This is a genomic window from Microbacterium sp. GQ128 (assembly GCF_059758615.1).
In genome coordinates this window covers 219,269-242,470 of record NZ_JCAXDY010000003.1, presented here as the reverse complement: position 1 = coordinate 242,470, position 23,202 = coordinate 219,269, and the positions used below count along the sequence as shown (strand labels likewise).

Genomic DNA, 23,202 nt, shown 5'->3' with positions numbered 1-23,202 from the left:
CGCTCCAGCCTAGGGAGAAACGCCCTCGCCTGCGGACAGGGTCTCGACCGGGACGAACTCCGCCGAGAGCCCGAATGCCGACGGGCCGAAGGCGGCGAGCGCATCGGGGGTGCGCATCATCTCGGGAGTGGAGATGCCCAGTACTCGCACGCGCTGTCCGTACCGGAGCCCCTCGGTCGTGATCGGCTCGGCGGTCTCGTGGTCGACCACGCAGATGAGGTCGGGCACGATCGCCACGAGGGTCTCTCCGCGGTGGGCGATGAGGTTCTCGTTCTGGAAGGAGATCTCGAACGTGTCGCCCTCCTCCGCCCCGAGCGGTGCGATGACCGCCCGGCCCTTGGCGAAGCCCTCGGTCGTGCGCCGCTCGACGTCGATGACCTTGCCCACGCAGAGCTCGCGCAGGTGCGGGTAGAGCGTCGTCGCGAGCGTGTCGGCGATCGCCTCGAACGGGGAGCGGTGGTCCTCGCGGGCGATCCGGATGGCGCGGCCCAGCGCGAGGGCCATCGAGATCGTGCGCGGCACGGCCGTCCGCCGCACGTCGGCTCCGGTCATCGCATACTCCGCGATGTGACCGACGCCGCCGAGGCGGATCGTGATGCCGCGGGCGAGCCACTCCATCTGCCGGTCGTCGTCGCCGGTGTCGATGACGACCTTCTCCCCGCGTTCCCCGGCGAGCGCCAACGGCGACCCGTGCACGCCGTAGACGGCGAAGGTCTCCATCGAGAGCTCGGGGAATGCGCGGCCCATGCCGTCGGCATCCACCACCGGGAGCCCGGTCTCGGCCGCGACGATGAGCGGGATCATGGAGTTGATGCCGCCGCACTCGATCGGCATGGTGGCATCCGCCTTCCGGCCGAGGTGCTCCTCGAGGGTCCGCAACGCGAGGGTGGGCTCGGTGCCGGCCGGGATCTTCTCGATCATCACGGTCGGCGCGCCCATCTGCGCGGTCGGGATCACGAACAGGTCGTCGGCGAGCTCGTCCGGGTCGAGGATCGTGATGCTCCCCTCCCCCAGCACCCGCTCGACGAGCATCTTGCCGATGTAGGGGTCACCGCCACCGCCGGTACCGAGCAGCGTCGCGCCGCGGGCGAGGTCGGGGAGGTCTGCGGCGGTGAGCTGCCAGCTCATGCCGCGACTCCCGCCGATGCCGTTCCGGCGGAGATGCTGCCGTCGTAGCGGTGCGCCGCCATGTCGTAGCCGAAGTAGCCGGGCCCGACCATGGCGAGGGCGGCCTCCGAGTGCCAGCGCTCGTCGGCCGGGGCCGCGATCACCCGCACGCGCTGGCCGTACCGCAGGCCCTCGGTCGTGATCGGCTCGCCGGACTCGCCGTCGAGCACCATGATCAGATCGGGGGTGGTCGCGAGCACCACCCCGTCGGCCTCGGCGACGAGATGCTCGTTCTGGAACTGCAGGGTCAGCGTGGTGCCGGCGTCCCCGTCGATGCGCGCGCGACCCCGGGCGAATCCGGTGGTGGTGGCGCGGTGCACGTCGACGACCTTGCCGTCGAAGAGCTCGCGCCCGCCGAGCAGGTCGACGACGGCGTCCACCGGGTCGGTCTTCTCGTCACGCGCGATGGCGATGCGCTGTCCGATCTCGATGCAGCGCGACAGCGAGCCCGAGACGAGCGACTCCCGCGCGGCCGCACCCGACATGGAGAATCCGGAGATCATGACCGAGCAGCCCATCTCGACGCAGGCCACGCGGGCGATGCGCTCGGTCCAGGAGTTGTCGGCCGTCTGCAGCACGCCGGTGTTGCCCTTCTCGTCGCTGAACGCGAGGGGCGATGCGGTCACGCCGTACAGCGTCGGGAGCACCATCTGCAGCTCGGGGAACGCGCGCCCCATGCCGTCGGCGTCGACCAGGGGCAGTCCGAGCGCGGCTGCGGCGGCGATCGGGATGGTCGAGTTCACGCCACCCACCTCGGCACAGGCGATGTGTGTGATCGGACGGCCGAGATGGACGCTGAGTGCCTTGACCGGTTCGATGACCTCGGCCAGGCTCGGGAGCTTCTCGACCATGACGGTCGGGGCACCCATCATGGCGACGAAGAGCACGAGGGCATCGTCGGGCACCTCGTCGAGAGCGACGACCGTGACATCACCGGAGGCGAGTGCCTGGCGGGCGAGGAGGGCACCGATGTACGGGTCTCCTCCACCGCCGGTACCGAGCACGGCGGCGCCGCGGGCCAGTCCGTCGATGTGGGCGGGGGTGATGGTCCAGCTCATGTCACGCCCCCATGTCGAGGTCGCCGACGGCCTTGACGCGGATGCGCGTGGCGTTGCCGGGGAGATAGGGAATGGGCACCTCGTCGAAGTCGATGATCGAGACGGTCGAGGGCCTCGCACCGGCGGCGATGGCCTTGTCGACGGCCTCGGCCCGCACCTCGGCGAGCGTCTCCTCACGACGGCCGGGTTCGATCGCGTAGACCTTGTCGATCTCGCCGCCGACCTGCGCGATGGAGGCGCCGATGGCGTTCGCGACCGCGTAGTTCTCGGGGCGGTGCACGGTGCCGAACAGCGGCAGCTCATCGGGGAGCAGGATGGATCCACCGCCGACCGCGACCACCGCGATGGGCTCGGGCGAGGTACGCATGCGGTCCACGGCCTCGGACACGCGTTCGGCGATGCGCCCCAGCACCCGTTCGACGAACGCGGGGTCGAGGTGGGCGACCTTGCTCGCATCGCCCACTTCGGCTCGACCGGCCGCCACGGCGATGTCGGTGGCGGTCAGGGTCGAGCCGCCGAAGACCAGCGCCTCCGTCGTCAGCCGGTAACCGACGGATGCCGGACCGACCTCGGCGGTCTCCTCGTCGACGATGCTGCCGCCGCCGATGCCGAGCGAGAGCACGTCGGGCATCCGGAAGTTGGTGCGGATGCCCGCGACCTTGACCTCGTTCGCCGTCTCGCGCGGGAAGCCGTTGATCAGCAGACCGATGTCGGCGGTGGTGCCGCCCACATCGATCACCGCGCAGTCGTCGAGCCCGCTGGTCGCCGCAGCACCTCGCATCGAGTTGGTCGGGCCCGAGGCGAAGGTCGCGACCGGGTAGCGGCGCACGTACTCCTCATCCATGAGCGTGCCGTCGTTCTGGCTGAGGAAGATCGGCGCCTCGATGCCCTGGGCGCGAACGGCCGAGGTGAGACCGTCGACGATCTCGGAGGCGAGCTCGCGCAGCGCGGCGTTGATGATCGTGGCGTTCTCGCGCTCGAGCAGACCGATCCGCCCGATCTCGTGCGACAGCGAGATGGCGGCATCCGCACCGAGCACGTCGGCGACGATCTCGGCCGCCCGCACCTCGAGATCATGGTTCACGGGGCTGAACACCGAGGAGATGGCCACCGAGCGGATGCCGTGCGCCTTCATGTCCTCGGCGTGCGCCCGGATCTCGTCGGGGTCGAGCGGTGAGATCGGTCGGCCGTCGAACTCGTAGCCGCCGTGCGCGAGGTAGCTGCGGGCCTGAGTCGCCTCGACCAGCACCTCGGGCCAGTCGATCAGCGGCGGCAGCGCCCGCGTGGCCGGAAGCCCGAGCCGGAGCGCTGCGACCGGGGCCAGACGGCTGGCCTGAACGAGCGCGTTGATGAAGTGCGTCGTGCCGATCATGACGGCGTCGATGTCGGTGCCCTCGAAGGCATGTCCGGCGCGCAGGTCCTCGATCGCCTGGATGATGCCGCTGGTGACATCGGGGGTGGTCGAGTGCTTCACCCCCGCCAGTGTGCGGGTGCCGTCCATGAGGACTGCGTCGGTGTTGGTGCCGCCGACGTCGATGCCGATGTGCATGATTCTCGCTTTCCTGTGAGGGGTGTCTGTCTCTGGTGGCTCAGGCCGCTGCGGTCTCTTCGACCGGTGCGGCCTGGCGGGTGGTCGCGACGCCGACGCCGCGGACCCAGCCGAGCTTGCCCGCCACGATGTACAGCGCCATCGAGAGGAAGAGGCTGAGCAGCGACGGGATGCCCCACGTGACGAAGTAGCCGACGAGAGCGGAGACCAGCCACACGACGATCGTCGCGGGAACGATGCGCGGCGCGGTCGCCGGGAGGGTGCCGGCCTCGCGCGTCGCGTCGAGGTCGGGACGCCAGCGGCGCACCACGTAGTATTCGGCGACCATGATGCCGGCGATCGGCGGGAAGGCGACGCTCAGCACGATCAGGAACTCGGTGAACTGGCCGAGGATGCCGACCGCGGCGAGGACGGACCCCACGACACCCAGCACGATCGTCGTCGTCACGCGGTGCAGGTTCTTGCCGAACGCGGTGGAGATGAAGTTCACCAGACCCAGCGTGGAGGAGTACAGGTTCCAGTCGTTGATCTTCAGGGTGCCCGTGAGCACGATGAACAGGCCGATGAAGCCGACCGACGAGGTCACGATCGCGACGATGTCACCCGTGGCCGCGGCATGTGCCAGCAGCACTCCGGCGAGGCCGATCACGAACTCTCCGAGTGAGACGCCGAGGACGGTCTGCTTGATGACGTCGGCGCGCGAGCGGTTGAACCGGGTCATGTCGCCGGTGATGATCGCGCCGACGATGAGGCCACCGGCGACGATGCCGGTTCCGGCCCAGACGCTCATGGTCGGTCCCGGGGCGGGGCCCGTGAGCAGCTCGCCGATGTCGTGGCGGCTCAGCTCGGTGATGACCGACCAGCCGACGAGGATCAGGAACAGCGGCACGGTGATGTTCGCGAGCCACTGCATCCCGACGAATCCGAAAGCCACGATCGCGGTGACGGCGAGTCCGAAGATGAGGCTCCATGCCCACACCGGCAGTGCGCCGGGCATGAGGGCGTCGAGCGACTGCGCGGAGATCGCCGACTGGATGCCGAACCAGCCGATGAGGCTGATGCCGATGGCGAGCCCGACCAGGGATGCGCCGATCTCACCGAAGCCGGTCCAGCGGGCCAGGAGTGCCGTGTTGAGGCCCTCGCGCTGGCCGATGAAGCCGACCACGCACATGATCACCTCGAGGATGAGCGAGCCGAAGAGGAAGGCGAGGACGGCCTCGCCGAAGGTCATGCTGTATCCGAGGGTCGCGCCGAGGAGGAACTGCGAGAGGGCCGAGACCTGTCCGAATCGCTGCACTGCGATGCCGAACCAGGGTTTGCGGGCCTCGGGAGTCACTCGGGAGAGCGCGAAGTCGTCTGCGTGCGCCGTGCGTGCCATGAGGGTCCTTCGGGGGGAGGGAACGGGTTGTGGGCCACAGTAGCCACGCCCTCCGGCCCGAGGATATGTGCACATCGCACGAGAATCACGTCGGTATGTGCGCATTGCACGCGACTCTCGCGCGGCGCTCGCGCCCGGAGACCTCCCGCCGAGACCCCGACGAAACGCCGAGACCCCCACCTGCCGACAGCGACAGGAGGGGGTCTCGGCGGGAAAGCGGGGCTTCGACGACCGCCCTGACGATCAGTGCAGCGCGTTCGCCTCGATGAAGGCGCGGAGAGCCTGCTCGTCGTCGGCCATCTCGGTCACGTGCTGGGGTGCGTCGAGCATCTCCTGCAGCTCCGGCGCGTAGCCGAGCTCGACGCCGATGGCCTCGTGGATCGTCTCGGCGAACTTCTCCGGCTTGGCCGTCTCGAGCACGAGCATCGGAACGCCCGGCTCCACATACTCGCGTGCGACCTTGACGCCGTCGGCCGTGTGCGGGTCGATGACCTCGCCCGTGGTCTCGTACACCGAGCGGATCGTGGCCAGCCGGTCGGCGTGCGTCGAGGTTCCGCTGACGATGCCGAACTCCTCGAGGAAGCGCTCCTGCTCGGCCGAGAAGTCGAAGTACCCCTGCGCCTCGAGGTCGTCCCACGCCCCCACGACGCGGGCGGGGTCGCGGCCGACGAGCTCGAAGATGAAGCGCTCGAGGTTCGAGGCCTTGGAGATGTCCATCGACGGGCTGGAGGTCGCGAGCGTCTGGGCGGCGCTGCGCGGGCGGTAGACGCCGGATCGGAAGAACTCGTCGAGCACGTTGTTCTCGTTCGCGGCGAGCACCAGGCGACGGATCGGCAGTCCCATCTGCTTCGCGAAGAAGCCGGAGAGGATGTTGCCGAAGTTGCCCGAGGGCACCGTGAAGGACAGCTCGGTCCAGCCGCCGGCATCCGTCGCTCGCAGCCACGCCCAGAAGTAGTAGACGGTCTGCGCCGTGATGCGCGCGAGGTTGATCGAGTTCACCGCTCCGAGGTGCTGCGCGCGCTTGAAGTCGAGGTCGCCGGCGAGCTTCTTCACGAGGTTCTGGCAGTCGTCGAAGACACCCTCGACCGCGATGTTGTGCACGTTCGCGTCGTCGAGTGAGAACATCTGCGCTCGCTGGAAAGCGCTCATACGCCCCTGCGGCGACAGCATGAACACCGCGACGCGCTCCTTGCCGCGGAGGGCGTGCTCGGCCGCGGAGCCGGTGTCGCCCGAGGTCGCGCCGAGGATGTTGAGCACCGCGTCGTTGCGCTCGAGCGTGTACTCGAGCACCTGTCCGAGGAACTGCATCGCCATGTCCTTGAACGCGAGCGTGGGGCCCTCGGAGAGACCGACCAGGGTCAGTTCGTCGTCGATGGCGCGCAGCGGCACGACACCGTCGGGGAAGTCGGCGTAGGCCGCGTCGGTCATCCGCGCCAGGTCGGCGCGCGGGATGTCGGTCGCGAACAGGCTCAGCACCTCAGTTGCGAGCTGCGGGTACGTCAGCGCACGCCAACGCTCGAGCGTCTCGCCGTCGACGGTGGGCATGACCTCCGGCACCGCCAGTCCCCCGTCGGGCGCGAGGCCCTCCAACAGCGTCTCGCTGAACGACTGCGGCTGCATGCCGCCGCGGGTGGAGATGAACTGCACGTTGGCTCCTCGGCTCGGGACTCGGCACGTCCATTCTCGCAGGGTGTTCGCCGGCGAGATGACGGGATGACGGATGCCGCCGCTCCTGCTCAGAACAGGGAGGTCGGCAGCGCCCCCTCGTGCTCCAGCAGCCAGCGCTTGGTCTCGAGCCCGCGACCTTCGTCGCCGCCCGAGTATCCGCCGAGGCCGTCGCCGGCCACGACCCGATGGCAGGGCACGATCAGTGGGACGGGGTTCGCCCCCATGATCGACCCGATGCCCCTGGCCGGGACGTCGGTGCCGCTGCGCGCGGCGAGGCCGCCGTACGTGATCGTCTCGCCATGCCCGACCGTCTCGTGCAGAGCCGTGAGCACTGCTCTGGTCGCCGCGGTCTGCACGCCGAGGTCGACGGGAACGTCGAATCGGCGCAGCGTGCCCGCGAAGTAGGCGGCGAGTTGCGCGAGGGCCTCGGCGAGCAGCGCATCGGGCTGTGCGGTGGCACCTTCGGGCGGAGTGGACCGCCACGTGACCCGGGTGATCGCCACGCCGTCGCTGACGACGCCGACGACACCGACCGGGGTCGCGAGCGTTCCGAAGGCGGACATGCGTCGAGGCTACCCGGATGCTCCGACGTCGAGCTCACCAGGGGCAGGCCGGACCGTCGCGCACGGGGTGTGCGCGACGGCCCGGTCATCTCACCCGCGGGAGACGTGGCGCCAGAGCGCCGCCCAGTGCTCGGGGCGGAGATCGCGGGGAAGACGCCGGTCCTCGGCGCCGGCCGCCGCGACCGCCTGTCGACCCCGGGGCAGGGGTGTGCGCGCCGCCGTGGCCACCACCGCAGCGAGGTTCGAGCCTCGGCCCGTGAACATCGCCCCCACGAACGCCTCGTACGCCCGGCGATCGGATACCGGGACGAGCGGTGAGCCGCGGCGGCTGATGGCGAGCACCCCGCCGTCGACGCTCGGCTGCGGCGAGAACCCCCATGCCGGGACGCGGCCCTCCAGCGAGAACTCGAACCAGGGCGCGGACTGCGCGGTCATCATCGTTCCGCCGCCGACGCCGGCTCGCTTGCGCGCCACCTCCCACTGCGTCAGCAGGACCGCGTGGTCCCACCCACGACCCGACAGCAGCCGTCGCAGGATGGGCGTGGTCACATGAAACGGGATGTTGCCGACGACGACGTCCGCGTCGAGCGGATGGCGGGTCGCATCCGCGACCTCGATGCGCACGCCGGGCAGTGCCCTTCGGAGTCGATGCACCCGGTGCTCGTCGATGTCGATCGCCGCGAGGGGTCTGCCGAGGGTCGTGAGCGAGCGGGTGAGTGCGCCATCACCGCACCCGAGCTCGAGGATCGAGCCGGAGGTGCGCCCGACGAGGTCGGTGATGCGGGCGAGGGTCGGACGATGGGTGAGGAAGTTCTGGCCGAGTTCGTGACGGCCACCATGGATTGAACGAGGCATGAGTGCGCTCCAGAAGAAGAATCGGAGCACCTCGAAGGAGGGGAGGACGCGAAGAGGCGTCAGTGAGGACTGCCCGTCCCGAGGTGCGATGACATCTCGGTGGACGGCGCGCAGATGCGTGCGAAGAGCGAGCGCGCCGTCAGGCGCGGCGGTCGCGGAACACGAGGTTGCGCCCCATCACGGGCGCGGCGCATATTGTTCCCATGCCCGACAGCATATCGGCCGTCAGATCCAGCCGCGATCCTCGGCGATGAGCACGGCCTGCTGACGCGTGCCGACGGAGAGCTTCCCGAGGATGACCGAGATGTGGTTGCGCACAGTGCCCGGGGCAAGAGAGAGCGCCCGGGCGATCTGCCCAGTGGTCTCACCACGACGACCGGCGCGCAGCACGTCGAGTTCACGGTCTGTGAGCGGCGAGCGCTCGTCGCTCAGAGCGTCGGCGGCGATCTCGGGATCCACGTAGCGGGCGCCGGCGGCGACCCGGCGGATGACGGCGGCGACCTCGTCGGCACCGCGGGACTTCGGCAGGAAGCCCGAGACCCCCGAGGCCAGAGCGCGACGGAGCACGCCCGGGCGCGCATGACGGGTGACGACCACGCACCGCGTCGCGATCGCCCTGTTCAGCTTCTCGGCGACCTGCACGCCGTCGAGGCCCGGCATCTCGAGGTCCAGCAGGCACACGTCCGGCTGCAGGCGCAGGGCTTCCGCGACGGCCTGCTCGCCGTCGGCACATTCGGCGATGACCTCGATGTCCTCCTCCAGCCGCAGCAGGGCGGCAAGGGCAGAGCGGATCATGCCTTCGTCATCGGCGAGCAGCACGCGGATCATCGAGCATCCTCCCCCTGGGTCGGCACGGTCACGACGACCACGAACTCGTCGGCGTCGCGCCGTACCTCGAGGGCGCCGTGCGCCTCCTCGATCCTGCGGCGCACACCCTCCAACCCGGAGCCGTCATGCTCGACCTCGGCCCCCGCGATCACATCGTTCGCGATCTCGTACCGCCAGGCATCCGCGGTCCTGCGGAGCGCCAACCGCGCCCGCGCTCCCCCGCCGTGCCGGAGAACGTTCGTCGTCGTCTCCCTGATCACGGGGCCCAGAGCGGATGCCGGAGCCGAATCGGCATCCGCATCGATGACGGACTCCACGTCGAGCCCGGCGGCGGTGAGGAGGTCGCGAGCATTCGCGAGTTCATCCCCCAGCGGTACCGAGCGGAAGCGGGTCGCGAGGTCCCTGGTGCCCTGGCGCGCCTCGTCGACGCTCACCCGCGCTGCGCGGAGTTGCTCCATCCCCGCGTCGGCGTCGGTCGGCAGCAGACGCTCCGCGAGTTCCAATTGCAGGGCGATGACCTGGAGGTGATGACCCTGCAGATCATGCACATCGGTGGCGACCCGCAGCCGTTCCTGCGTGGCGGCGAGCCTCGCCTCGGAGGCGCGGGCCCGATCCAGCGTGATCAGCACGTCCCACCACCACAACGAGGTCACGGTCATCACGGGCAGGAACACCGTGTAGACGACGGGAACCAGGAGCGGGATCTCGTCCGAGACGTCGAGCGTGGAATCGACGACGGCGACGGCGGCGAGGACGATCGTGGCGGCGATGACCACCTTGTACCGCACTCCGCGCTGCCAATTGAGCAGCACGAGCGACTGCACGATCGGCATCAGGGCGAGCTGCCAGCTGCCGACCACCGCTCCGGCGGCGACTCCGTAGACCACGGCGACGAGGAACGGCACGGCCAGACGCAGCCATCGCACGCCCGGCTCGGCGTCGAGTCGGTGCCGATAATCGGCCAGCAGCGGGAGCGTCGAAGCACTCCAGAGCAGTCCGCCCCCGCCGACGACCAGAGCGGAGAAGCCCTGACGGTCGATCGCGAGCGTCACGAGCGTCCACGCGGCCACCAGGGCGAGCTCGAACATGACCACGGCGCTCGCCGTGTACCACCAGGTGGCCGTCACACCACGGGACAGCTGTCGCGCCCCCGGACTCGGTTCAACGGGGGCGAGGGGCTCGGCGCGGCTGCTCACGCTCCCACGATAGGGCCGTGACAGTTGTCACGGATGCGTCATGCGATCCACCCGGGAAGCGGTGACGGCCCGACACTGCCGCGGAGACCGCCCGTCGAGTGGACTGGAGTCATCGCAGCGGAGACACCGTTCGCACCGACATCCAGGAGCACCCCATGAACCTCATCGAGACCTTCCAGAACCTGGTCGCCCAGGTTCCCGAGCTCGTGCAGCCGCTCATCGTCGCCCTCGCCGGCGCGATCCCCTTTATCGAGGGCGAGGGCGCGGTGAGCATCGGCATCATCGGCGGCATCCCGCCCGTGGTCGCCGCGATCGCCGCGATCGTGGGCAACTTCCTCTGCGTCCTGGTCGTGGTGCTGGTGAGTTCCGGAGCACGACAGGCCGTCGTGAATCGCTCGCGGGCGAGGGCGGTCGCACTCGCCGGCGGCGGCACGGCGGACGAGGTGCCTGCGGACACGGCCGACACCGGGCACGGTACCGCACGTCGGGAGAAGTTCCAGCGCGCGTTCGAGCGCTACGGCGTTCCCGGAGTCAGTCTGCTCGGCCCCCTGCTGCTGCCGACCCAGTTCACCGCGACGATGCTCGCGGCGTCCGGCATCGGCAAGGCCCGGATCCTCTTCTGGCAGGCGCTGGCGATCATCGGCTGGACGACCATCGTGGCTGTCATCGTCGGCAGCGCGGTGTACGCGATCCGCTGAGCTTCCCGAGGCGGGGGTGCGACGGGCTCGTCGCACCCCCGCCGCATATCCATCATTTCCTGAATTCATGCTTTTCTGTACAGTGGGTCCGTGACCACCGCGCTCGCCTCCTCCCCCACGCACACGGCCGCCGTCGCCCGTCTCGGACACGCACTCTCCGATCCCACCCGCGCCGGCGTGCTGCTCGCACTGCGAGAGTCCCCGCGCTATCCCGCCGACCTCGCCGAAGCGCTCGGCGTCTCGCGCCAGGCCATGTCGAACCATCTCGCGTGTCTGCGCGGATGCGGCCTGGTCGAGAGCGTGCCCGACGGCCGCCGCAGCAGCTACCGTCTGGCGGACCGGCACCTCGCCCCCGCCCTCGACATGCTCATGCGGGTGACGCTCATCGTGGAGCCGGACTGCTGCTCCGGCGAAGGCTGCACCTGCTGATGACCGCCACGCTCACCCTCACCCGCCGTGAGACCCTGCATCGCCGCATCCGCCTCATCGTCGGCATCACGATCGCTTACAACCTGATCGAGGCGGTCGTCGCGATCGCTGCCGGATCCGTCGCCTCCTCCGCCGCGCTCATCGGGTTCGGCCTGGACTCCACGATCGAGGTCCTGTCTGCGGGCGCGGTCGCCTGGCAGTTCACCCGCCGTGATCCGGAGCGCTGGGAGAAGCCCACCCTGCGCGTCATCGCGGTCGCCTTCTTCGCCCTCGCGGCCTACGTCACCGCGACCTCGGTGGCGGCGCTGGTCATGGCCGAGCGTCCTGAGCACAGCACCGTCGGCATCGTCCTGACCGCGGTCAGCGTCGCCGTCATGCCCTTCCTGTCGTTCGCCGAGCGCCGTGCGGGTCGCGAGCTCGGCTCCGCCACGGCCGTCGCCGACTCGAAGCAGACGCTCATCTGCACGTACCTCTCTGCCGCAGTGGTGATCGGACTGGTCGCGAACTCGCTGCTCGGGTGGTGGTGGGCGGATGCCGTCGCCGGACTGGTCATCGCGGCCTTCGCCGTACGTGAGGGCGTCGAGGCGTGGAAGGGCGATGCCTGCGCGACGTCGGTCGGCATGCTCCTCGACGACGAGCACGACGGCTGACCCTTCTCCTCTCCTCCCTCCCCTCTCCTCCCTCCCCTCCCCTCCCCCCCCCCTCTTTCCGTCCTTGCCGAGCCACCCCTTTCTGCTCGAGCCACCCCCTTGCGGCCGTACGCAGAGGGGTGGTTCGCGCGAAGAGGGCCGGGTCGGCGGGGACCCCGAGGAGCCCAGGTAGGTTGAAGGCGCGATGATGGATGCCACCCGCGACCTGCTCGGACGCACGATGCTCGTCACCGGTGCGAACGCCGGCATCGGGTACTGGTGCGCGGAGCAGCTCGCCGCGCGGGGTGCGCGGGTGCTGCTCGGATGCCGCTCCCCCGAACGCGCGGCGACGGCGGTGACGGCGATCCGCACGCAGGTGCCGGACGCCGACCTCCGGATACTGCCGCTCGACCTCGGCTCCCTCGACAGCGTGCGCGGCGCTGCGACGGGAATCGGCGAACGGATCGACGCGGTGATCTGCAACGCCGGAGTCAAGGCTGCCGGCCACTCGGCCCGCACCAGCGACGGGTTCGACCTCATGGTCGGCACGAACTTCCTCGGACACTTCGCCCTCGTGGCGCAGCTCGAGCCCGCCCTCGCCCCGGACGCCCGCGTCGTCGCCGTCGGCTCGATCGCCCACCGTTTCGCGACGCTCGATCCGGCAGCCCTCGACGCCCCCTGGACCGGTTCCTCGCTCCGGCAGCATGGGCGGTCGAAGGCCGCGCTGATGTCCTTCACCTTCGAACTGTCCCGACGTTGGTCGGGCTCCTCCCGAATTGCTGTCTGCGCACACCCGGGCTATGCAGTCGACCCGCTCACCCCTCCGCGTCCGGGTCTCGCCGAAGTCTCGGGCGTCGTCCGCGCCCTGTCCGCGCCGACCCGTCTGCTCGTGCAGGGAAAGGACGGCGGCGCGCTGCCCGTCGTCCATGCGGCCACGGCCGCAGACGTGAGGAACGGCGACTACTGGGGACCCGGCGGTCTGCTCGAGTTCCGTGGAGCACCGGCACGGGTGGCCGCGTCGGACGAGGTGCGCTCCGCGGAGATCGGGACGGCGCTGTGGGCAGCGGCGGAGAGCATCACCGGGGTGCGCTTCCCGGCCTGATCCCCGCGCGAATGTCCGACCCCCGGGGCAGGATGCAGGCATGATCACGCTGCTGTCGGCTCCCTCGAACCTCGGCCTCCGTCCCCCCGAGCCGGGCAGCGTCCCCGGCGCCGCGAAGGCTCCGGAGGCACTGCGCGAAGCCGGGCTTTTCGCACGGTTCGCCGAGCTCGGCGCCACCGACTCCGGCGTCGTCCTGGCCGGCCGCTACGTCGACGACGACGCCACGAGAGCGCCCGGGCGCGTGCGCAACGAGAGCGCGACCATCGACCATTCGCGGCGCCTGGCCGCACGCATCGGCGCCGCCTTCGACAGGGGCGAGGCGCCGCTTGTGATCGGAGGCGACTGCGCGATCCTGCTCGGTGCGGGTCTCGCGACCGTGCGCCGCCGCGGCATCGGACTGGTGCACGTCGACGGCCACACCGACTTCCGCCATCCCGGCAACAGCGACGAATGCGCGAGCGTGGCCGGAGAGGCTCTCGCCGCGGCGATCGGCAGACACTGGTCGGCCGTCGCCGACATCGACGGGCTCGGCCCCTCCTTCGCGGCCGAGCGCACCGCGCACATCGGCCACCGCGACGATGACGAAGACCTGCCGGAGGTGCGCGGCGCCCTGGGCGGTGTATTCTCCTCCGCCGACGTCCTCTCCCGCGGCGCCGCCCATGTCGGGGCCGCGGCCGCCGCCGTGGCGGGCTCTGCATACTGGCTCCAGGTCGACGTCGACGTGCTCGATGCGGCGATCATGCCCGCCGTCGACAGCCCCGACCCCGGCGGGATCGGGCCGGCCGAGCTCACCGCACTGCTGCTCGAACTCGCCCCGCACGCGGTCGGCGCCTCGATCACGGTCTTCGATCCCGACCTCGACCCCGACGGGCGGTACGCCCGCCTGCTGGTCGAGATCCTGACTGAGGGCCTCCGCGACCTGGGTAGCCGCGTACCTCACCCCTGACCGCCCGCCGACCGCACGATCAGGCCTGGGGCTCCACGACCTGCGCGGGGGTGACTCGAACACGCGAGATCCGACGTCGGTCGAGCTCGGCGACCTGGATCGTCGCGCCCGGCACCTCGACGGTGTCGCCGACGACAGCCAGGCGGCCGAGCTGCTCGGTCACGAACCCGGCGATGGTGTCGGACGAGCCGCGCGGCATGGCGAGCCCCGTCGCCTCCTCGAAGTCCTGCAGGTTGAGGCGCCCGTCGAGTCCGTCGTCGGCAGAGATGAACACCTCGGCGTCGTACTCGTCGAAGATCTCGCCGACGACCTCCTCCACGAGGTCTTCCAGGGTGACCAGGCCGTCGGTGCCGCCGTATTCGTCGACGACGACGGCGATGTGGTGCCCCTCCGCGCGCATCCGGGTCAGGGCCGGCAGTACCCGGGCGGACGACGGGATGTAGGGGATCTCGCGCATGAGCGCGCTCAGCGGACGGGTCGGGTCGTCGGATGCGGCCTCGAACAGGTCGCGGACATGCACGAATCCGGTGATGTCGTCGATCGAGGTCTCCGAGACGGGGTAGCGCGAGTACGGAAGGTCTCGCACCTGGGCCAGCACCTCGCCGACTCTCGCGGTCTCGTCGAGGGCGACGACCTCGGGGCGCGGTCGCATGACCTCGCTGACCTGCCGGCCCCGCAAGGAGAGAACATCGTCGAGGATCCGTCGCTCGTCGTCCGGCAGTCCCTGATGGCTGGCCACGATGTCGCGCACCTCCTCGTCGGTCATCTCGTCGCTGGTCTTGTGCGGGTCACCGCCGAGCAGCCGCACGAGGGCGTTCGTCGACACCGAGAGCAGCCAGATCACCGGGCGCATGACCGTGGCGAAGCCGTTGAGGGCAGGAGCCACCGCATACGCGAACTGCGCGTTGCGCTGGATCGCGAGCCGCTTGGGCACGAGCTCTCCGAGCACCAGCGACAGGTAGGCGATGACGAGCGTGAGCACGAGCGTCGCGATCGTGAGGGCGAGGGCAGGCGCGAGCCCCCACGACACCAGCACGGGTGCCAGCGACGGCGCTATCGAGGTCGCTCCGTAGGCGGCCGAGGCGAAGCCCGCGACGGTCACGCCGATCTGCACAGCGGAGAGGAAGGTGTTCGGGTTGCGGGCGAGGTCCGCGACCTTCGCCCCTCGGCGTCCGCGCTGGCCGATCGCGTTGATCTGGCTCTCGCGCAGCGTGACGAGTGCCATCTCCGTGGCGGCGAAGACACCGCCGATGAGCACGAACGCGAAGACGAGGGCGATGTTCCAGAGGAGATCGCCCATCAGCGGGCCGCCTCGTCTGTGGTGGGGTGGGCGCCCGGGATGAACCGGGCGCTCGTACTGTCGGAGTCCGAAGAGTCAGAACAGCGCTGCGCGCTCAAGAGTGCTCCTTCTGAGTGATGGTGGGGGTGGTGTCGGTGGGCGTGGCGACGGCATCCGGGGCACGACGCGTCTTGATGAGACTCGCCGCCGTGGCCACCGCGATGGTGGCGCCGATGAACAGCAGCGAGAACCAGATCGGGATCTCCGGCGCCCACTCGACGCCCTGACCGCCGTTGATGAACGGCAGCTCGTTGACGTGCAGCGCGTGCAGGACGAGCTTGACGCCGATGAACCCGAGGATGACCGCGAGTCCCTGGGCCAGGTAGACGAGCCGCTCGAGCAGTCCGCCGATGAGGAAGTACAGCTGGCGCAGACCCATGAGCGCGAAGGCGTTGGCGGTGAAGACGATGTACGCCTGGTCGGTGAGCCCGTAGATCGCGGGGATCGAATCGACGGCGAACACCAGGTCGATGAACCCGATCGCGATGATCGTCAGCAGCATCGGCGTGACGAAGCGCTTGCCGTTCTTGACGACGGTCAGCTTGTCGTCGTTGTACTCATCGCTGACGGGCAGGTGCCGACGGACGAACGTCATGAAGCGTCCGTTCGCCGGGTTGCTCTCGTGGTTGCTGAACGCCTGACGGTAGGCCAACACGAGCAGCAGCGCGCCGAACAGGTAGAAGATCCAGGAGAAGTTCTCGATGAGCGTCGCGCCGACGGCGATGAAGATGCCGCGCAGGATCAGCGCGATCACGATGCCGATCATCAGCACCTTCTGCTGATAGATCTTCGGCACCGCGAAGCCGGTCATCACGATGAGGAAGACGAACAGGTTGTCGATCGACAGCGCCTTCTCGGTCAGGTAGCCGGCGAAGTACTCGCCGCCGAAGGTCCAGCCGGAGAAGACGCCGATGCCGACGCCGAACAGCAGCGCGAGGCTGATGTAGAAGATCGACCAGCGCGCCGACTCCGCGATCGTCGGCTCATGAGGCGTGCGCACGTGCGCGAAGAACTCGTAGACGAAGAAGGCGATCGTGACCGCGATCGTGATGATCCAGATCAGGGGGGTGATATCCAAACGGGTACTCCAGACTCGGGGCGCGAAAGCGCCGCCAAAGTCTTCTCCATTCCTGAACAGGAACCGGTGGCCCGGGATGCGACGTGCATCCGTAATGACGACCCGACCGTATCGGAGTACTCCCCTTGGTTTCTCCAGGCTAGGAGACGACCCTTTGCGGTTCCTGTGGGTTCGCCTGGAACGGCGTGGCTCGGCCGAGTGGGGCTCCTCCGCGGGCGCGCCGGTTCAGCGCGCCCGCGGAGGCCGCCGTCAGTTCAGGGTGAACGTGACCGTCTTCGTGTTGCCCGCCACGTCCCTGACCACCATCGTGTTCAGTCCGGCTACCGCACCGAACACCCCGGGCTTCAGGAAGTTCACGTCGGACCAGGTGTTGTCGACGAGGTCCTTCATGACGCCGTTGATCGTGACGGACGCGACCTTGCCCGCGTCGAAGAGCTTGTAGCTCACCCGGTCGTACGCACCGTCGGCACCCACGGTGAAGGAGGCGCCTTCCTTGATCGTCGCGGTCGGCGCGGTCGTGTCGCCGGGCGCTGCCGCCTGGCCCAGTGCGACCCGGTCGACGACCCAGAACGCGCTGTTGGTGCCGGTGTAGTGGAAGCGGAACTGCGCGGTGCGCGCGCCGGCCGGAACCTCGAACGCGAGCTGCTCGTTCGTGTTCGTGTTCGCGGTGTACGCCTTCAACGACTGCGCCTGGCCGCCGTCGAAGCTCACGAGCACCTCTGCCGACTGCGGGCCGTCTATGAAGTAGTTCGTGGCGTATGACAGGGTCGCCGTCTTCGCGCCGGTGAGCGGGAATGCCGGGCTCACGAGCGTCGAGTCGAACGCCCCGGCGGAGTGCGCCTTGTCGTCCCACTCGTCGGAATCGGCCACCGCGAAGACGTCGCGAGCACGCACCGAGGTCTCCCGACGTTGGCCGAGTTCGACATTCGTCCAGAATTCGTCGGTCGCGAAGGACCAGCCGGACCACTCCTTCACACCACCCGCCGGCATGCGCGAATTGTCGATGCTCCACCCCTCGGGCGCCGCATGGGTCCAGCCGAGCACGTCCGCCCCCGGGCGCGTCTCGTCGGCGCGCGTCTGCAGCGAAGGCCGCAGCGAGTCGAAGGCATCGGGTTTGAGCGACGGCACCGCCGTACCGTCGAGCTTCCACGTCGGGTCGGCGGCGATGCCGACTGCGGAGAGCACGGTAGGCGCGATATCGGAGATCTTCACGTCGTGACGCACACCGGGCTCGATCCCGGGTCCTGCGGCGACCACGAACACCTCGCGCTCCGCCGGGCTGCTGCCGCCGTGTCCGCCCGTCGGGGTGTGGCCGTGGTCGGCGGTCACGACGACCAGCCACTCCTCGTCGTCCGGCCGGGCCTCGACGGCGGCGAGGATCTGCCCGAGCTCCCCGTCTGCCTTCGCCAGTGCGCGCCCGTATGCGGCGGCATTCGTTCCTCCGCTGTGGCCGGCACCGTCGACCTCGTCGAGGTGCACGAACACGTCGTCCGCCCCTGCGGCGATCGTCTCGACTGCCTTGGCCGCCGTGCCGGCATCGCTGCCACCCTGGACACGCGAGTCCACGGCTGAACCGAACACCGTGGTCGCGATCGGAGCCCAGGTGGCGACGACGGCCGTGGAGCGCGCCGGTCGGGAAGCCTCGATGCGCGTGAGGTAGTCGGGGTACAGGTCGTAGCGCGGCGAGGAGAAGTTGTTGTCGACAACGTTGTGCTTGTCGGGCCAGACACCCGTCGCGATGGTCGACCAGCCGGGCCCGGAGATGGTTCCGGCCATCGGCGTTCCGTACAGGTTGCTCGACGAGACCATGCCGCGCGCCATGAGGGCGTCGAGGTTCGGCATGTCCGCATCGTCGAGGAAGTCGAACGCAGCACCGTCGATGCCGACGACCAGCGTCTTGACGGGCGGGGCGTCGGCGGCGACAGCGGCGGGCACGACTGAGAGGGAGGACACGAGACAGGCGGCTGCAGTTGTCACGACAACCGCTCGCTTGCGGAACGAGGACATTTGATCTCCGAGACTGTGGGGTTCACCGGCATGGGGAGGTCCATGCCCGGAGCCCAGTCTCGAACGTCGATCGCCGGCGCTCGCCCTTTCAGACGAAGGTGTCAATACAAGTTGGCACGCCGTTCACTCACGTGTGCCGACGGAGGTACTCATCTCTATGAACGCCGGGAGATGGCGGCGCTCTCGCGGAACTTCAGTCCTCGTTGACCTCGGCGAGACCGGCAGCTTCAGCACGGTCGATCGTCGCGGGGAGCACCTCGTCGAAGAGCGTGACGAGGACGGCCCGGGTCTTGACGGCGTCGCGGGCGATCATCGCATCGCGCATTGCCACGGTGAACGCCTCGACGGCATCCCAGTCGAAGGCGTCTCGCGAGTGCTGACTGAAGCGCCGGATCTGCGGTCCGAGACGTTCGATGATGATCGCACGCGCGGCGTTTCCCTCGATGCGGGCGAACCCGGTGGCGATGGAACGGAGAGCGATGCCGAACCCTGCGACGTCGCGCGTCTTGACCGACCTCGACATCTCGTCGGCGAGATCCGAGAGGTACGCGATGTCGTCGTCCTGGATCACCGGCATGACGTGGCGTACGGAGCCGATCCAGATGTCGCCGAAGAGGTCGACCGCGTTGCGAACTCGATCGAGATCGATCGGCGCCACCCGCGTGTAGCGGTTGCGCTGCATCTCGACCAGGCCGTGATCGGCCAACCGGTCGAGCGCGTGACGGATGGGAGTCTTCGAGGTGCCCAGTCGCTCGGCGAGCTCGTAGTCCCGCAGACGCTCTCCCGGACGCAGCTCGCCGTTGATGATCGCATCCTGCAACCGGGCATATGCCTCGTCGCTCATCGATCTGCGCTCGAGGGGTCCGCCTGAGAGTGCCAATTTTCCTCCACTGAGCCTGAAGCAACGTAGAGCCTGAAGTTCTACCTACCATGCAATGTATCGCATCCAGAGCGGTGTCCCGTGTAAAACCCTCGTTCGATTGTGCGTCGATAGCTGAGAGCGCACGCAGGTTCGCGGCGTAGCCTGACGCTGAACCCACCAGCGAGGGCCGCTTTCGACGACGACCGGGAATCGCTGAGGATCGGTTCGCACAACGGTGCCGCCGTCGAGGTCGGCGCCGGAGAAGAGGTCATCATGGACGGCATCCGTCCGACCATCCGCACTCGCCCGCGTGACAGCGCACCGCGTGCATCGAGTGCCTTCACCGAGTTGGCGCAGCAGGTCCGCAGTCGCGGGCTGCTGCGCCGTCGGTACGGCTACTACTGGACCAAGCTCATCGCCGCCCCCGTGCTCCTGGGCGCCTGCCTCCTCGCCTTCGTCTGGATCGGCGACACCTGGTGGCAGCTGTTCACGGCCGCCGTCCTGGCGGTGGTGTTCACCCAGATCGCTTTCCTCGGGCACGATGCTGCGCACCGGCAGATCTTCGTGTCGGGTCGCTGGAACGACTGGATCAGCCTGATCCTCGGCGACCTCCTCGTCGGAATGAGCTACGGCTGGTGGCAGCACAAGCACACCCGCCACCACGCGAACCCGAACAAGCTGGGCTCCGATCCCGACATCGAACTCCCGGTGATCGCCGTCTCCGCCGAGGCCGCGGCCCGGCACCATGGCCCGGTCATCACCTGGCTGCGCGGACACCAGGGAGTGCTGTTCTTCCCGATCCTGCTCCTCGAGGGGCTGTCGTTGCACGCGTCGAGCGTGCGGCGCATGTTCGCACGCGGGCGGCTGGAACGCCGGTGGGCGGAGATCGTCTTCCTCAGCATCCGCATGATCGGGTACCTGGTGCTGGTGTTCATCGTACTCTCCCCCGGTATCGCGTTCGTCTTCCTCGCAGTGCAACTGGGGCTGTTCGGGTTCTACATGGGCATCGCCTTCGCCCCGAACCACAAAGGGATGCCGGTGGTACCGAGGGAGATGACCCTCGACTTCCTCCGCCGGCAGGTGCTGATGAGTCGCAACGTCCGTGGGAGTCGCTTCCTCGACATCGCGATGGGCGGCCTCAACTATCAGGTCGAACACCACCTGTTCCCGTCGATGCCACGTCCGCACCTGCGCCGGGCCGCCCCGCTCATCGCCGAGTACTGCCGGGCCCACGGGGTGGCCTACACACAGGTCGGCTTGTTCGCCTCGTACGCGATCGTCGTGCGCTACATCAACCGCGTCGGACTCGGCGAGCGCGACGTGTTCGCCTGCCCGCTCGCGGAGCAGCGGCTCGCGATCGGCGTGCCTGTCCGATCCTGAAACTTCCGTGACCAAACCGTTGCATTCGTTATCTCGCCGTTATACAGTGATCACACGGTGAATGTTTGCTGTGGCATACACCGCATGTGATTGCAGGACACTCTTGGTGCAAGGGACAAGGGCCGGTCGGGAGCCTCTCCGACCGGCCCTTTACTGTTCCCACTATTCTGTGAGGATGACCGATCGCAAGCTCGCCCTGGAGGCCTGGGAGAGCCTGTTCCGCGCGCAGCACGAGCTGTTCACCGAGATGATGACGGACTTCGAGCACAGCGACCTGGCTCAGGCCGAGTACGACGTCCTGCTGACCGTGACCCGCTCCCCCGGCATGACCGCGCGGCTGCGAGACATCACCGCGAACATGCTGATCAGCCAGCCGAGCGTCTCGCGCCTGGTCGACCGTATGGTCACGCGCGGGCTCGTGGCGAAGTGCGCCGACCCCGACGACGGCCGCGGCGCCCTGATCCGCGCGACGGATGAAGGTGCACGGGCGTTCCGCTCGCTCGCCACCGTGCACGGACGCTCGATCGCCGACCGGATGTCGCGCCTCGACGACGACGAGCTGCGTGCGCTGCGCGACCTCGCGGAGAAGCTCCGCACCCGCTGACGCACTGCTACGACGCTCCGGCTCGTCCCCGTCGGGAGGAGATCTCGGCGTCGGGCGGAACTATTGCTGCGGAATCTCCTCCTCATCGCGAGTTCTCCGCCCATCAGGAGGCCGCGGGAACGACCCGCTTCCGTTTCTGGCAGGGTGGGGGCGTACGCCTGCACCGCCGCGGGCACGTCAGACCGCCCCCTCGGGGGGAACCAGGGAGGTCATCCATGGAGATCGCCGGAATCGTCGGCATCCTCGTCATCGTCGGTATCGCAGTCGTCGTCGCCGTCGTCCTGCTGCTCATCCTGCTGTTGTTCGCGCGCAGCTGGATCAAGGTCGCCCGAGCCGACGAGGCACTCGTCATCTCGGGGCGCAAGCAGAAGATCCAGCGCGCCGTCATCGCCGCCGACGGGACGACCAGTTCCGAGATGGCCGAATCGCCGGTCACGGTCATCGTGAACGGCAAGTCGCTGGTCAATCCGATCACGCAGCGCCACGAGATCATCTCCCTGCGCTCGCGCCAGGTCTCCCTCAACGCCGAAGCGCAGTCCCTCGACAGCGTGACGCTGAACGTCGACGGCGTCGCGATCGTGAAGATCGGCTCCGACCCCCTTTACGTCCGCCGTGCCGCCGAGCGCTTCGCCTCGCAGGACAAGGCCATCGAGCAGTTCACCACCGAGCAGCTCGAAGGCGCTCTCCGTGGAATCGTCGCGACCCTGTCGGTCGTTGAGCTGATGCGCGAGCGGAAGAAGTTCTCCGACCAGATCGCCGCCGATGTCTCGCAGGAGCTCGCGGAGCAGGGTCTGATCCTGGACTCCTTCCAGATCAAGGGCATCACCGACAAGGTCGGCTACATCCAGTCCCTCGGCGCCCCCGAGATCCAGGCGAAGCGTCAGGCAGCCGAGATCTCGCAGACCAACGCCGACCGCGCGATCAACCAGAAGAACATCGCCAACAAGGAAGCCAACCTGATCGAGCAGACCGCGCTCGACACGAACACGGCGAACTCCGATTCCGGAATCGGTCGTGCCCGCGCCGAGGCGGAGCAGGCCGAGGCCCTCGCCCGCGCCCAGGCCGAGCAGGCCGTTCTGCAGCAGCAGGCAGAGAACAAGCAGGCCCAGCTCGACGCCGACGTCAAGCGCGTCGCCGACGCGCAGCGGTACGAGGCCGAGACCCGCGCACAGGCCGAGCTCTACACGCGCGAGCGCGCCGCCGAGGCAGCCGCGATCGAGCAGGTCAAGCAGGCCGAGGCCCGCACCCGCATCGCCGAGCAGCAGGCACAGGCCGACAAGGCCCGCGCCGACGGTGAGGCCGCGGCCGCGATCGCGAAGGCCAGCGGTGAGGCGAACGCCCTGCGCGCCCAGGCCGAAGCCGAAGCCGAGGCCCGCCGACTGCGTGCCAGCGCCGAAGCCGACGCCATCCGTGCCGAGGGTGATGCCCGTGCTGCAGCACTCGAGGCAGAAGCCAAGGCCATCGCCTCGAACCAGGATGCCTTCCTCTCGCAGCGTGTGCTCGAGGTGCTGCCGTCGATCATGGCCGAGTTCTCGAAGGGCTATGCGGCGATCGGCAACGTGTCGATCATCGGCAGCTCCGGCGAGGACGGCGCCTCCAACGTCGTCGGCGCCGACAGCGCCAAGGCACTGCGCTCGGTGTTCGACAGCGTCCACTCGGCCACGGGGCTCGACCTCGCCGGCATCATCCAGGGGCAGGCCGTCGGCCGCGGCTTCGGGGCCGGAGTCGCGGAAGCCACGCCAGCGGCACCCGCGCCGCGCGTGTCGACGCCGACCACCCCGCCGCCGCCCGCACCGCAGGCTCCCGCAGCGGAGTAGTCGCACCTTCACGACAGCGGATGCCGCGGCCGATCTCGGTCGCGGCATC

21 protein-coding genes are annotated in these 23,202 nt (G+C 69.1%); 8 read left to right on the top strand and 13 right to left on the bottom strand.

The window, feature by feature from the left end; genetic code table 11:
- Nucleotides 1-9: 9 nt before the first annotated feature.
- From AC6CHX_RS11345 to AC6CHX_RS11305, 9 genes are all read right to left on the bottom strand, one after another.
- A complete protein-coding gene (locus tag AC6CHX_RS11345; protein ID WP_498272904.1) occupies nt 10-1,128 on the bottom strand; it encodes an S-methyl thiohydantoin desulfurase family protein in 1,119 nt (372 codons plus the stop codon).
- Complete coding sequence (locus AC6CHX_RS11340) at nt 1,125-2,225, bottom strand: S-methyl thiohydantoin desulfurase family protein (RefSeq protein WP_498272903.1); 1,101 nt, start codon at nt 2,223-2,225, stop codon at nt 1,125-1,127. Before AC6CHX_RS11340 ends, AC6CHX_RS11345 begins: the two co-directional genes overlap by 4 nt.
- 1 nt (nt 2,226) lies before the next feature.
- Nucleotides 2,227-3,774, bottom strand: a complete 1,548-nt coding sequence (locus tag AC6CHX_RS11335) for a hydantoinase/oxoprolinase N-terminal domain-containing protein (protein ID WP_498272902.1) — start codon at nt 3,772-3,774, stop codon at nt 2,227-2,229.
- 40 nt (nt 3,775-3,814) lie between these two features.
- Nucleotides 3,815-5,152: a purine-cytosine permease family protein gene (locus tag AC6CHX_RS11330; protein ID WP_498272901.1), complete on the bottom strand. Its 1,338-nt coding sequence runs from the start codon at nt 5,150-5,152 to the stop codon at nt 3,815-3,817.
- A 243-nt stretch (nt 5,153-5,395) separates the two neighbouring features.
- Nucleotides 5,396-6,799 (bottom strand): threonine synthase, encoded by a 1,404-nt coding sequence (gene thrC / locus AC6CHX_RS11325; protein ID WP_498272900.1) that lies wholly within the window; start codon nt 6,797-6,799, stop codon nt 5,396-5,398.
- An 89-nt stretch (nt 6,800-6,888) separates the two neighbouring features.
- Nucleotides 6,889-7,383, bottom strand: coding sequence for a methylated-DNA--[protein]-cysteine S-methyltransferase (locus AC6CHX_RS11320; protein ID WP_498272899.1), 495 nt, complete (start codon nt 7,381-7,383; stop codon nt 6,889-6,891).
- A gap of 90 nt (nt 7,384-7,473) precedes the next feature.
- A complete protein-coding gene (locus AC6CHX_RS11315) occupies nt 7,474-8,238 on the bottom strand; it encodes a ribosomal RNA small subunit methyltransferase A (RefSeq protein WP_498272898.1) in 765 nt (254 codons plus the stop codon).
- A gap of 225 nt (nt 8,239-8,463) precedes the next feature.
- Nucleotides 8,464-9,066, bottom strand: coding sequence for a response regulator transcription factor (locus AC6CHX_RS11310; RefSeq protein ID WP_136043030.1), 603 nt, complete (start codon nt 9,064-9,066; stop codon nt 8,464-8,466).
- On the bottom strand, nt 9,063-10,262 hold the full coding sequence (locus AC6CHX_RS11305) for a sensor histidine kinase (protein ID WP_498272897.1): 1,200 nt from the start codon (nt 10,260-10,262) through the stop codon (nt 9,063-9,065). Before AC6CHX_RS11305 ends, AC6CHX_RS11310 begins: the two co-directional genes overlap by 4 nt.
- A 155-nt stretch (nt 10,263-10,417) precedes the next feature.
- On the opposite strand from AC6CHX_RS11305, the gene AC6CHX_RS11300 reads away from it, so the two are divergent.
- The 5 genes from AC6CHX_RS11300 to AC6CHX_RS11280 all read left to right on the top strand — a co-directional run bounded on the left by AC6CHX_RS11300 (nt 10,418) and on the right by AC6CHX_RS11280 (nt 14,066).
- Nucleotides 10,418-10,960, top strand: a complete 543-nt coding sequence (locus AC6CHX_RS11300; protein ID WP_498272896.1) for a small multidrug efflux protein — start codon at nt 10,418-10,420, stop codon at nt 10,958-10,960.
- Between the two features lie 90 nt (nt 10,961-11,050).
- Entirely contained in the window at nt 11,051-11,389 is a 339-nt protein-coding gene (locus tag AC6CHX_RS11295) for an ArsR/SmtB family transcription factor (protein WP_136043032.1), read from the top strand.
- Nucleotides 11,389-12,039, top strand: a complete 651-nt coding sequence (locus tag AC6CHX_RS11290; RefSeq protein WP_498272895.1) for a cation efflux transmembrane domain-containing protein — start codon at nt 11,389-11,391, stop codon at nt 12,037-12,039. Before AC6CHX_RS11295 ends, AC6CHX_RS11290 begins: the two co-directional genes overlap by 1 nt.
- A 187-nt stretch (nt 12,040-12,226) precedes the next feature.
- A complete protein-coding gene (locus AC6CHX_RS11285; protein WP_498272894.1) occupies nt 12,227-13,120 on the top strand; it encodes an SDR family NAD(P)-dependent oxidoreductase in 894 nt (297 codons plus the stop codon).
- A 40-nt stretch (nt 13,121-13,160) separates the two neighbouring features.
- Nucleotides 13,161-14,066 carry an arginase family protein gene (locus tag AC6CHX_RS11280; protein ID WP_498272893.1) on the top strand — a complete coding sequence of 302 codons (906 nt, stop codon included), beginning with the start codon at nt 13,161-13,163 and terminating at the stop codon, nt 14,064-14,066.
- Nucleotides 14,067-14,085: 19 nt separating this feature from the next.
- Here AC6CHX_RS11280 and AC6CHX_RS11275 read toward each other — a convergent pair whose 3' ends face one another.
- The 4 genes from AC6CHX_RS11275 to AC6CHX_RS11260 form a co-directional block, all read right to left on the bottom strand.
- The gene (locus AC6CHX_RS11275; RefSeq protein WP_498272892.1) at nt 14,086-15,366 is read right to left on the bottom strand and encodes a hemolysin family protein; all 1,281 of its coding nucleotides are present in this window, start codon (nt 15,364-15,366) and stop codon (nt 14,086-14,088) included.
- A 94-nt stretch (nt 15,367-15,460) separates the two neighbouring features.
- On the bottom strand, nt 15,461-16,483 hold the full coding sequence (locus tag AC6CHX_RS11270; RefSeq protein WP_498272891.1) for a TerC family protein: 1,023 nt from the start codon (nt 16,481-16,483) through the stop codon (nt 15,461-15,463).
- A 249-nt stretch (nt 16,484-16,732) separates the two neighbouring features.
- Nucleotides 16,733-18,418 (bottom strand): alkaline phosphatase family protein, encoded by a 1,686-nt coding sequence (locus tag AC6CHX_RS11265; RefSeq protein ID WP_498272890.1) that lies wholly within the window; start codon nt 18,416-18,418, stop codon nt 16,733-16,735.
- A 265-nt stretch (nt 18,419-18,683) separates the two neighbouring features.
- On the bottom strand, nt 18,684-19,334 hold the full coding sequence (locus tag AC6CHX_RS11260; RefSeq protein ID WP_498272889.1) for a GntR family transcriptional regulator: 651 nt from the start codon (nt 19,332-19,334) through the stop codon (nt 18,684-18,686).
- A 291-nt stretch (nt 19,335-19,625) separates the two neighbouring features.
- On the opposite strand from AC6CHX_RS11260, the gene AC6CHX_RS11255 reads away from it, so the two are divergent.
- The 3 genes from AC6CHX_RS11255 (at nt 19,626) to AC6CHX_RS11245 (ending at nt 23,153) form a co-directional block, all read left to right on the top strand.
- Nucleotides 19,626-20,732 carry a fatty acid desaturase family protein gene (locus AC6CHX_RS11255; protein WP_498272888.1) on the top strand — a complete coding sequence of 369 codons (1,107 nt, stop codon included), beginning with the start codon at nt 19,626-19,628 and terminating at the stop codon, nt 20,730-20,732.
- Nucleotides 20,733-20,907: 175 nt separating this feature from the next.
- Complete coding sequence (locus tag AC6CHX_RS11250) at nt 20,908-21,336, top strand: MarR family winged helix-turn-helix transcriptional regulator (RefSeq protein ID WP_136043041.1); 429 nt, start codon at nt 20,908-20,910, stop codon at nt 21,334-21,336.
- Nucleotides 21,337-21,551: 215 nt separating this feature from the next.
- Nucleotides 21,552-23,153 (top strand): SPFH domain-containing protein, encoded by a 1,602-nt coding sequence (locus tag AC6CHX_RS11245; protein ID WP_498272887.1) that lies wholly within the window; start codon nt 21,552-21,554, stop codon nt 23,151-23,153.
- Nucleotides 23,154-23,202: the final 49 nt, after the last annotated feature.